The organism is Curvibacter cyanobacteriorum, assembly GCF_028649475.1.
Taxonomy (GTDB): Bacteria; Pseudomonadota; Gammaproteobacteria; order Burkholderiales; family Burkholderiaceae_C; genus Curvibacter; species Curvibacter cyanobacteriorum.
Genome location: NZ_JAQSIP010000005.1, coordinates 47,622 through 58,885, shown reverse-complemented (window position 1 = coordinate 58,885; position 11,264 = coordinate 47,622). Strand labels below are relative to the sequence as shown.

Genomic DNA, 11,264 nt, shown 5'->3' with positions numbered 1-11,264 from the left:
CCAGATTGATTCTTCCCATTCATGACCGCCTCTACCGCCATGACCGCGCTGGAGCGACGCTCCACCGTGTCGCTGGCCTTCATTTTTGCCCTGCGCATGCTGGGCCTGTTCCTGGTGCTCCCGGTGTTCGCGCTGGAGGCCCGCAAGTACCCCGGCGGTGATGACCCGGCCCTGGTCGGTCTGGCCCTGGGCATTTACGGTCTGACCCAAGGGGTGTTGCAGATCCCGTTCGGCATGGCCTCGGACCGCCTCGGCCGCAAGCCGGTGATCGTGGCGGGCCTGTTGCTGTTTGCGCTGGGCAGTGCGCTGGCGGCGACCGCCGACACCCTGCTGGGCCTGACCGTGGCGCGCGCGGTGCAGGGCGCGGGCGCCATTTCGGCCGCCGTCACCGCCCTGCTGGCCGACCAGACCCGCGACGAGGTGCGCACCAAGGCGATGGCCGTGATCGGGGCCAGCATTGGCCTGGTGTTCGCGCTGTCGCTGGTGCTGGCGCCCCTGCTGACGGCCTGGCTGGGCCTGGCGGGCCTGTTTGCGCTGATTGGTGGCCTGGCCCTGGCCGGCGTGGCCGTGGTGCTGTGGCGTGTGCCGGCGGCGCCGCCCTTGCCGGCGGACGCGCGGCGCGGCAGCCTGCTCGAGGTGCTGCGCTTCAAACCCCTGCTGCGGCTGGATTTTGGGGTCTTCATGCTGCACGCGGTGCAGTTGTCGATGTGGGTGGCCGTGCCGACCCTGCTGGTGGGCGCGGGCCTGGACAAGGCACAGCACTGGCAGGTGTACCTGCCTGCGGTGCTGGCGTCTTTTGGGGTCATGGGCGGGGTGCTGTTCCCCTTGGAGCGCCGCGGGCACCTGAAGGCCGTGTTCTTGGGCGCCATCGCCCTGATCGCCCTGGTGCAGGTCGGTTTTGGCCTGGTGGCCGGGGCCCAGCCCAGCCTCTGGCTGCTCGGTGGGCTGCTGTTTGGCTTCTTTTGCGCCTTCAACGTGCTGGAGGCCAGCCAGCCCAGCCTGGCCTCGCGCATCGCCCCGCCCCACCTGCGCGGCACCGCGCTGGGCGTCTACAACACCCTGCAATCGCTGGGGCTGTTTGTGGGCGGCGCCGTGGGGGGGTGGCTGGCGCGCTCGGTGGGGCCGACGGGCTTGTTCACGGTCTGCGCTTTGGCCATGCTGGCGTGGCTGCTGGTGGCCTGGCCCATGAGCACCCCGGGCCGCTCCGGCTTGGCTTCCGAGCCGCACGCTTCATAATCTCGCCCTGAATCGGAGAATTGAGTCATGGCATCAGTCAACAAAGTCATCATCGTCGGCAACCTGGGGCGCGACCCCGAGATCCGCACTTTCCCGTCGGGCGACCAGGTGGCCAACGTCACCATCGCCACCACGGACAAGTGGAAGGACAAGCAGTCCGGCGAAATGAAAGAAGCCACCGAATGGCACCGCGTGGTGTTCAACGGTCGTTTGGCCGAAATCGTCGGCCAGTACCTGCGCAAAGGCTCGCAGGTCTATGTGGAAGGCTCGCTGCGCACCCGCAAGTGGACCGACCAGTCCGGCGTTGAAAAGTACAGCACCGAAATCCGCGCAGACCAGATGCAGATGCTGGGCAGCCGGCAAGGCATGGGCGGTCCGTCGGGTGACGACGGCGGCGGCTACGGTGGCGGTCAAGGCGGTGGCTACGAGTCGGCCCCGCGCCGTGCGCCTGCAGCCGCTGCACCGCGCGCCCCGGCCCCGCGTCCGGCCCCGGCCCCCGCGCCGATGGCCAGCCGTCCGTCGTCGGGTTTTGACGACATGGACGACGACATCCCGTTCTGAAGCCCGACCTTCAGCGCTGACTTTTGAGAGCCTCGGGGGCCTGGCCCCCGGGGCTTTTTTGCGTCCGGCAGCGCCCTGTCGAGCGGCCGCCCCCCTCAGCGCGCCACCCAGCCGCCGCAGACCGGGAACACCTGACCCACAAAACAGTCGGCCGCGGCGCTGCACAGGTAGGCCGCGAACAGGGCGTCTTCGCGCGCCCCGACCAGGCGGCCCAGCGGGACTTCGCGTGCCAGCCGCTCCTGGAAGCGGGGGTTGGCCTGCACCGACGGCGGGAAGTAGGTCGGGTTGTCGACAAAGTTCTGGGCGATCGCGTTGACCTGGATGCCGCTGGGCGCCAGTTCCACCCCCACCGCCTGCACATAGGCCAGTTGGGCGCCGCGGGCCGCGCTGTAGGTCGAGGCCCGCTTCATGCCGCGCAGGGCCGACGCGCTGCCCATCACCAGCACCTTGCCGCGGCCGCGCGCCACCATGCCGGGCACGGCGGCCTGGACCAGCCGGGGCAGCGGGTCCACCAGGGTCGCGAACACCTGCTGCCATTCCGCCGGGTCGACCTCCAGCGCGGGCGTGCTGGGGGCAGGCAGGGCCAGGTTGGCCACCAGCACATCGATCTCGCCCGCCGCGGCCACCGCCGCCTGGGCTGCCTCGGGGTCGCTCAGGGGGCCCTCGCTGCGCAGCACCTGCGCGCCTTGCTCGGCGAACACCTCGCACAGCATGGGGCCCATGAACTCCGAGGCCTGGGTGATCAAAACGCGTTGGCCGGTCAGGGTGTTTGGCATGTCGGGCAATGGGTTGGGTGAAGGGGCGCAGGCCCGAAGCGGGGCCGGTTTGGCGGGGCCCCAAGTGGCCTGTCAGGTTAGCGGAGGCCCGCCCCGTCGGCATCGGGGCTGGCCCGGAGGCCGTCGGCGCTCTGCAAACCGCTAAACTTGATCGTTCATTTAACGCATTTTTCCAAGCCATGAAGTCCTTTGTGCCGCTCCTTGCCCTCCTCTTGTCCTTCGGGGCCGCTGCCGCCGAGGTGTCAGACGCCACCGTTGAAAAGATCCTCGGGGTGAGCGGTGCCAAGCACAGCAGCAAGGCGCAGAACCGATACGGCATCCAGTTCTCCGACGTGGAATACCAGGATGGCAAGGGGCAGACCCTGTTCACGCTGCGGCTGGGCACGCCCGAGCAGTACGCCCTGTGGAAGCAGGCCGCGGGCGGTGATGCCCAAGACCTCAGCGGCGTCGGCCACGAGGCCTTTCGGTACAAGTCGTTCAAGGCCGTGTGTGCCAAGTCCGCGACGGTGGCGGCTTGCGTGACGCCCGACTTCTTGTTGAAGAGCCCTGCCATCACCGACGCTCACTTGCAGGCCCTGCTCAAAGCCGCGCTGTGAACCCGCCCCGCGCGGGCCGCGGCCGCGGCCGCGGCGGGCATCGCCTGCACCGGCCTGCGGTCCAGGGCCAGCGGCAGCCGCTGCGCGCCAAGCGGCCGGGCCGTTGTGCGGCGGCACCTGTGGCCGACAGGGCCCCCCGGCTTGCGTGGCGCACAGGGGCCGCATGGCTTGCCCGTGCCCTGCGTTAGAGCGATCCCCGCGCCATTCGTGACAATGTTGTAACCGCACGATGAACAGTGCGGGTGGGCCGGGCCAAAGCCTGTAACATCTCGTTAAATTTGGCTCGCCAGGTCCGACTGCGTCATGGCGGCAAGGGTTGTAGCTGTCACAAGGATCACGCAATTGAAGGCACTCACACTGAAACATTGGGCCTCTGCCCTGAGTCTGCTCGCCCTGGTGGGCTGTGGCGGTGGCGGCGGCAGCGGTGACACCTCCAATGTGGGCGCCGTGACCGGCACCCAGCAATACCCGGATGGCATTTGGGAAGGCACCACCGGCACCGGCGCGGCCCAGCGCACGGTGGTGGGTTACATCAGTGGCGGCACCGACGGCAAGGGGGGTGACTTCTACCTGGCCAAGGGCGCGGCCGGCACCTCGGGTTACGACGGTTTGTTTGGCCTGATGCGGGTCAACATCAGCACCGCGCTGGCCACCAACGTCACGTATTTCTCGGTGCAGGACGGCAAGTTCGCCACCGGGCTGACCTTCTCGGGCACGGCCTCGACCAGCACCGGCGGCACGCGCACCGACACCATCAGCGGCAACTACAGCAACCCGGCCAACACGGCCGCGGCCACGGGCGCGGTGACGTCGATCAAGCTCGGCTACAGCAAGCTCAACAACTTCCCGGCCAAGTACTCGCTGATCCAGGGCAGCTACACCGGCGGCAGCCTGTTTGGCGGCAGCTGGGTGCTGACGATCGACGCCGTGGGCGCCATCAGCGGCACGGTGTCGGGTTGCACGGTCACCGGCACCGCGGTCCCGGTGACCCCGGCCGCCAACAGCAGCGCGACCTCGGCGGCCTACTCGGTGGTGCTCAACCTGTCGGGCGGCACGACCACCTGCGGCGCCACCGGCACCACCCAGTCGGGTGTGGCCTTCCTGAAGTTCGACACCCTCAACAACAAGACCGGCATCTGGGTGCTGACCAAGAACACCGGTACCACGCTGAACACCTTTGTGCTCGACGGCGTGCTGGTGGCGGGCAGTTCCTCGTCGCCGGCGACCACTCAGCAGGTGGCGGCCGGTTTCTGGAAGAGCGCGACCAGCGATGGCGTGACCGACCTCTACGCCATGGTCTTGCCCGACAACTCGTACTTCTTCTACAAGCGCGTGGGCGGCGGTTACGACGCGCTGTATGGCAACCTGATCGTGGCCTCGGGCACCAGCATCGTCAGCTCGACGGACGGCGTGTACTTTGCCAACCAGAACCTGGCGGCCACCCAGTACACCGACAGCGTGGCGATCAGTGCCGATGTGCGCACCCAGACCACCTTCAAGGGCACCTACACCGACCCGAGCGCCGCCAGCGCGCAAACACCGTTCAGCCTGGTGCCGGACACCGGCAACCTCTACGTGTCGCCGATCCTGCCCACGGTGACCGCGTTGTACGGCACCTACACCAGCTCGACCATCGGCTTCGGTGGCGTGGGCCTGACCATCAAGGTGGCGGCCAGCACGGTGGACGGCACCAAGAGCGTGCTGACGGGCACCACCACCACGGGCTGCACCCTGACCGGCAACATCTCGCCGTACAGCAGCACCAACACCACGCTGAACCTGTACCGCGTCGACACGCTGGCGTTTGCGGGCACCTGCGCCCTGGCGGGCCAGCCGGTGCAGTCGGGCGCCGCCTCGGCGATCTTTGACGGCGCCAACAACGTGGTCGGCCTGCGCATGGGCGTGGCGGGTTACAGCGCCGGTGGCACCCGTGCCAACCTGGTGTTCATCGGCAGCAAGTAAGCCCACACCAACCGGGAGGGCCGCTTTCGGGGGGCCTTCCGACTCAGAAATGGACCCTGCGGGGTCCATTTTCATTGGGCGATCGCCCGCCGCGCTGGCGCGGGGCACGCGCCGGGTGGGCCTGTGTGGGCTGGTGGCATGCTGGGGCGTTGGGCGCGGCAGTGCGCTCAGCCCAGGGGCCCGGCCAGCGGCTGGACTCGTGTGGTTCACCGATCCGATCCGCGCGCCCCGCAGGGCGGGCTCAGGCGCCAGGCTTCGAGCACCGGCACAGAGACGCTGGGGTCATGAAAAAGCCCCGGCAGCCAGGGCGGCAGGGGCTGGTGGGGGGACGCCCCGCGCTTGTTTGAGAACCCCTGCGCTCGTTCCGGTGGGGGCCCTTGTTCAGGCCGCGCAGCACCCCGGTGCCGGGGGCCACAGCAGCCGGAAAGCGTTCAGTTGTTGCTGCCGTAAGGCGAGCGCACCGTGTTCACCGGCAGCGCTTGCAGGCCCGAGTAAGGCTGCAGTGCGTAGCGCAGGTAAATGCCGCCAATGAACTGGCGGTAGTCGCGTGCATTGTCCAGCGCCAACTGGCCGCCGAAGAACACCTGCGGGTGCACCTGGTACTCCATGGCGGCCCCGAGGTTGTAGCCCAGCCCGGTCTTGGTTTGCCCCGGGTAGACCGCGCCCGTGGCCGTGGCCCCGGCGGTGCCGAAGGCAAAGGCGTCGTTGGCGGCCAGCACGGCGGCCGCTTGGCGGCTGCTGTTGGTCGGGAAGTAGGCCACCGCATCTTCGCGGAAAGACTGCACGCCCAGCGAACCCTTGAGCTGGTAGGAGAAGCGGTTGCTGCGCTGTGCCCATTCCACCGGCACATTCAGCGACAGGAAGCGCTGCGGGCTGAAGTAGCCGCCGTGGCCGTAGGTGAAGTAGCGCAGGTTCTTGTCGTAGCTCAGCGCGGTGAAGTTCAGCCCGGTGGTCAGGTTGGAGTGCGGGCCGCGGTCCAGGCGCCAGTAGATGCCACCGCCGCCTTCCACGCGCGAGTTGGTGGCCACGTTGTTGCCGGTCAGGCCGTACAGCGAGCCGTAGGTGTAGATGCCGAAGTCGCCGGTTTCCCAGTTCAGGTCGATGCGCCCGCCGGTGGCCGACACGCCGCCCCAGCTGTCGCCGGTGCGCGGGTCCTTGGTGCCGGCAAACGACAGCAGGCTGTCGGTCACCGGGCGGCGCGAGCCGTCCAGGGTCAGGGACAGCTCATCGCCCAGCGGGATGCGGTACTTGACGCCACCGGTCACGTCCGAGTGGTTGAAGCCCAGCGGCGTGGTGCCCACGTCCATCTTGAGGCTGGCGGTTTCGTAGCCCACGCTGAAGCCCACGCCCGAGGCGCTTTGGCCTCCGGCCGAGCGGTCGGGCAGGGCCAACGCGGTCACCGGACCCCCGCCAAAGCGGCTCAGGGTGCCGTAGCTGAGGTCGGGGGTGCCCGAGTTCAGCGACACCGGCGTGATGTTCACGCTCATCTTGCCGTCACCGGCGTCGAACTTGAGCTGCAGCGGGGCCTCGATGTCGGTCAGCTGGCTCATGCCGGCTTCACCTTGGCGCACGCGGGCCACCATGCCCAGCGACACCACCGGGATGCGGTCCTGACGGATGTCGTTGAGCTCGTCGGCCGCGGTGCGCGGGCGGCTGCTGTTGCTGCTGCCCGGCAAGCCGGGCAGGGTGTTGGCCTGGGCCACGGTCGGCGGGGCCGCCGCGGGCACGGCGCTGGGCGCCCAGGCCAGGTTGTTGTTCGGGGCCGGGGGCGCGCTGCTGCCATAGACCGCTGCCGGCGCCGGGATCGGCACCGGGGCATAGCCGGCTTGGCTGTTGGCGGGCTGCACGGCCTGGCTGCGCGCGTAGGCGGCGGCTGCGGCCTGGGCCGGGCTTTGCACATCGGCGTAGACGGGCTCGACCGAGCGCGTGGCCGCGCTGGCCGACGCCGCCGAGCTGCGGCTGTTCACCGCCGCGGCCTGGCTGCTGCGGGCGCTGGCGGACGGGCTGCGCTCGCTGACTGGCGCGGTGGTGCGTTCCACCGCGGGCGGGTTGCTGCTGGCGCTGCTGCGGGTCGGCACGGCCCGGGTCGAGGCGTTCTGGCTGCCACCGGGCACCACGGCGTTGAGCGGTGCCGGCTGGTAGGTCTGGGTCAGGTAGCTGGACGGTGTCGGCAGGTTGGCCGCTTGATCCACCGGGCCGGCGCCCGTGGGCGGGAAGGCCGGCAGGGTCAGGGCCGAGGCGCGGGCGGCGCCCGCGGGCACCGGGATCAGCGGCTGCGGCAGCGCAGGCGCGGCCGGCGGGTTGCCCAGCGAGGCCACCGGGGCAAAGCGCAGCGGCTCGGCCACCGGGGCCATCGAGCTGTTGCCATACGAGGTGCCCACCGGCACGGCCGTGGGCATGGCGCCCGGCACCAGCGGGGCGAACGGCTGGCGCTGGGGCTGGTTGTTGCGGTTGGCGAACGGGTTGGTGGCGCGCACCTGGGTCAGCGCGCCGCTGGCGGCCAGCTGCGCGTTGCGCTGCTGGTTCTCGGCGGCCACGGCGGCGGTGAAGTACTCGGTCGCCTTGCTGGTCTTGCCCTGGGCCCGGTACAGGCGCGCGGCGGCGGTCAGCACCTCGGGGTTGTTGGGCGCACGCACCAGCGCGATCTGGATGGCCGATTCGGCGTACGCGTACTCACGCGCCGAAATCGCCAGCGAGGCTGCGGGCAGCAGCAACTGCAGGTTGTTGGGGTCTTTTTCCAGCAGGCGGTTGTACAGCGTGATGGCCTGCGGGTAGTCGTTGTTGGCGGCGTACATGCGGGCCAGCGAGCCCATGACCAGCGGGTCGTTGGGGCGCTCGGCCAGCACCGGGGCCAGGGTGTCGTAGGCGCCGGCCAGGTCACCGGCTTCGCGCAGCGCGTCGGCCTGGCGCAGCACGTAGCCCACGCGCAGGTCTTCAAACGACTGGCGTTGTTGCAGGGTCATGGGCATGCCCTGCAACTGGCGCAGGATGCCGGCCAGCTCGACGTCTTGTTTGGTTTTCAGCAGGATGGCCGCGTACTGCAGGCGCAGGCCGGGCTCCGGGCGGGCCGAGCGCGCCAGCAGCTGGCGGATGGTGGCCATGGCGCGGTTGCTGTCCCCGGCATCGGTGTAGGCCAGCGCCACGGCGCCCAGCAGTTCGGGGTCCTGCCCGGTGAATTGCTCCGCCTGCGCCAGCTTGGCCAGTGCTTCGGACTGTCGACCCTGGGCCGCCAGGGCCGAGGCCCCGTCGGCTTGCACGTGCACCCAGACGCGCTTGTACAGCGCGGCGATGTCGCGCGTGCGGTTGGCTTCGGGCACCCGGTCCAGGGTGGCCATGGCGCCGGCCCAGTCCTGCGTCTCGGCCGACAGCAGGGCGTGCGCATACAGCGCCTCGGGCATGTTGGGGTTGGAGATCAGCAGACCGTCCATGATGCCGCGCGCCTCGGCCTTGGCGCCCAGCTTGATGTACAGGCGCGCCAGGTCCAGCCGCACCCAGGCGTTGGCGGGGTCGTTGAGCAAGGCGTTTTCCAGCGCCACGCGGGCGCCGGTGTCGTCGCCGCGCGCGGCAGCGGCCTTGGCCTGACCCAGCGCCTGGGTGGCGCGCAGGCGGCCCAGGGCGCCGACTTTTTCCTGCTGCGTCGGGCTCATGCGCTCGACGATGCGCAGCGCCTCATCGGCCTTGTTGTTCTGGGCCAGCACGCCCACCAGGCCGCGCACGGCGTCGGGGTTGTCGGCTTGGCGGGTCAGCACACGGCGGTAGGTGGCTTCGGCGGCGTCGTACTGGCCCATTTCGACCAGCACATCGGCGAGGTCGTTTTCGGCCGTGGTTTCGCGCGGGTCCAGGCGCACCGCCTGTTGCAGGTACTGGCGGGCCGCGTCGAGGTTGTTGTTCTCCCGCGCGGTGGTCGATTGCGCCACCAGCGTCCAGTAGGTGGCGCTGTCCAGCGCGCTCTTCCAGCGGCCGGCCTGGCCCTGGCGCGAGGCGCGTTCCAGGTAGTCGCGGGCCTGGCCAAAGTTCTCCTGGCGCAGGCGCAGCACGCCAAAACCACCGAGCGCATCGCCGTCGGTGGGGCGCGCTTCGAGCACGCTGCGGAAACCCGCTTCGGCGGCTTCGAGGTCGCCGTCGTCGAGGGCCCGGAAGGCCTCTTGGGTGCGCTTGCGCAGCGGGTCATTGCCGGCACCGGTGCCGTCGCCACGCGATTGCTTCTGCTGGCGCTCGATGTCGGCCAGGCGCGCTTGCACCGCGGCGTCGCCCGGGAAGGCACGCAGGAACTGTTGGTACAGCGGGATGTCGGCGCTGCGGCTGCCGGTCCAGGCCAGGGCCTTGCGCCAGCTCTCGATGGCGGCGTTGCCGACATCCGAGTGGCTGGCCAGGCGCGACAGCTGCGCAATGCCTTCGCGGCGGGTGGCGTCGCGGTAGGTCAGGTGCTGGGCCAGGGCCAGCGCAATGCGGGCGTCGTCGGGCTGCTCCTGGGCCAGTTGTTCCAGGCCTTTGCGGGCCGATTCCCAACCTTGGGCGGTGCCGCCCAGGGTCTGGTAGTACTCGAGCGCCAGTGGGCCCCGGGGCACCTGGTTGCCCAGCGCGTTCTGGTAGGTGCTGATGGCTTCTGCCGGCTTGCCTGCCTTGGCCAGGTCGCGTGCGGTTTGCAGTTGCGGCGCGTTGCGCTGCACGTTGATGGCCTGCTCGATGCGGGCCACCGACGCGTGGCTGGGGTGGTTGCGCTTGAGCTGGGCCAGGTACTTGGCGGCGCTCTCAAAGTTCTTGTTGTCGGCCTCGACCACGGCCATGCCCCCCAGGGCGTCGGGCTGGTTGGGGTCGATCTTGAGCAGCTTTTGCCAGGCTTCGGCTGCGCGTTCGCTGTTGCCGCGCGACTGCCAGTACTTGCCTTGTTCCAGCAGGGCTTTCAGGGCGGGTTCCTGGGCATAGACGGCCGGCACACTCAGTGCGGCCAGCAGGCTCATGGCTAGCGTTTGGTGGCGGTGGTACATGCCTTCTCCCAGCGTAATTGCAGTCTGCCTGAGGGCAGGAATTGGTAGCGTTTCTCAATCCATCCGGTCCCGAACAGGCCGAGCACGTGATCGTAATAGGGTAGACGGGCTGCCGGATCGAGTAAACGGGCTTGCACCCGCTTTTGTTGGAGCTGTAAAGCCGCGCTCCGACCGTCGGTCAACAGGTAGGGCAGCATCGCGGCCGAGAAGCCGATCGGCCCCACACCCTGCACCGAGCCGGTCGAGGTCTGGACCTTTTCGGGCGCAAACTCCGCCATCTCCACCGCCTGGGCCATGCCGCCCAGCTGGCGCCGCACCGTGTTCGCGGCCGGGTCGTTGGTGGGCGTCATGCCGGCCCAGAGGTAGGTGCGGATGGCGTCGTAACTGCCGACATCGCCCAGTTGCGGGTCGGCCACAAAACTGCCCTTGCCGTTTTCGGCCACCCGCCAGGCCGTCCAGTCGGGGGCGTAACCGCGGGGCGCGGTGTCACCCAGCAGGCGCACGGTGTTCTGCGCCAGCGCCTGCCACGGCCCCTTGGGGTCGACCTGGGCAAAACGGCGCAGCAGCGGCAGCGGCAGGTAGCTGGGGTTCAGGCGCCACAGCTTCTGGTCCGGGAACACAAAGCCGGCCGGGCCGGGCAGCAGCATCTTGCCGAAGCCGGGCAGGTCGACGATCTCGTCCTGCACCACGCGGGCCAGCAGGGTGCGGGCCTCGGTTTCATAGACCGGCTTCTTCCAGACGCGCGCGGCCTCCAGCAGCGCGTAGGCCAGCCAGAGGTCGGCGTCCGAGGCCGGGTTGTTGTCCAGCACGCCCCAGCTGCCGTCCTTGCGCTGGCCCCATTGCCAGGCGGGCAGGCGCGCCGCGATGTTGCCCCCCGCGAGGTTGGACACCGTCCAGCGCCACAGGCGCTCGAAGCGCTCGGGCTGGTTGGCCACCAGGGCAAAGAACATCGCGTAGGACTGGCCCTCCGAGGTGGAGTGCATTTGCGGCACGCTGAAGTCAACGATGCGGCCGTCTTCCTGCGCGAAACGTTCGTTGAAGGTCTCCCACAGCGGCCATTCCGCGCTGCTGACGCAGGCGGCCTGGGGGGGGGCCGCGAAGGCCGAGCCCAGCGACAAAACCAAAGGCGCCAGGGTCACTGGCGC

Annotated in this window: 7 protein-coding genes; 4 read left to right on the top strand and 3 right to left on the bottom strand. The window is 69.6% G+C overall.

The features are described 5' to 3' along the window. The first annotated feature begins 39 nt into the window (after nucleotides 1–39). Nucleotides 40–1,236 (top strand): MFS transporter, encoded by a 1,197-nt coding sequence (locus PSQ40_RS12230; RefSeq protein WP_273952041.1) that lies wholly within the window; start codon nucleotides 40–42, stop codon nucleotides 1,234–1,236. 27 nt (nucleotides 1,237–1,263) lie between these two features. Beyond that, entirely contained in the window at nucleotides 1,264–1,797 is a 534-nt protein-coding gene (gene ssb, locus PSQ40_RS12225; RefSeq protein ID WP_273951794.1) for a single-stranded DNA-binding protein, read from the top strand. Nucleotides 1,798–1,892: 95 nt separating this feature from the next. Here the strand turns inward: ssb and PSQ40_RS12220 are convergent, their stop codons facing one another. Then, nucleotides 1,893–2,573 (bottom strand): SDR family oxidoreductase, encoded by a 681-nt coding sequence (locus tag PSQ40_RS12220; RefSeq protein WP_273951793.1) that lies wholly within the window; start codon nucleotides 2,571–2,573, stop codon nucleotides 1,893–1,895. Nucleotides 2,574–2,752: 179 nt separating this feature from the next. On the opposite strand from PSQ40_RS12220, the gene PSQ40_RS12215 reads away from it, so the two are divergent. Both PSQ40_RS12215 and PSQ40_RS12210 read left to right on the top strand, forming a co-directional pair. Next, nucleotides 2,753–3,169: a hypothetical protein gene (locus PSQ40_RS12215; protein ID WP_273951792.1), complete on the top strand. Its 417-nt coding sequence runs from the start codon at nucleotides 2,753–2,755 to the stop codon at nucleotides 3,167–3,169. 342 nt (nucleotides 3,170–3,511) lie between these two features. Next, entirely contained in the window at nucleotides 3,512–5,131 is a 1,620-nt protein-coding gene (locus tag PSQ40_RS12210; protein ID WP_273951791.1) for a hypothetical protein, read from the top strand. A gap of 431 nt (nucleotides 5,132–5,562) precedes the next feature. Here the strand turns inward: PSQ40_RS12210 and PSQ40_RS12205 are convergent, their stop codons facing one another. Further along, nucleotides 5,563–10,119, bottom strand: coding sequence for a cellulose synthase subunit BcsC-related outer membrane protein (locus PSQ40_RS12205; RefSeq protein ID WP_273951790.1), 4,557 nt, complete (start codon nucleotides 10,117–10,119; stop codon nucleotides 5,563–5,565). Beyond that, nucleotides 10,095–11,258 (bottom strand): cellulose synthase complex periplasmic endoglucanase BcsZ, encoded by a 1,164-nt coding sequence (gene bcsZ, locus PSQ40_RS12200; protein WP_273951789.1) that lies wholly within the window; start codon nucleotides 11,256–11,258, stop codon nucleotides 10,095–10,097. Before bcsZ ends, PSQ40_RS12205 begins: the two co-directional genes overlap by 25 nt. Nucleotides 11,259–11,264 lie beyond the last annotated feature (6 nt).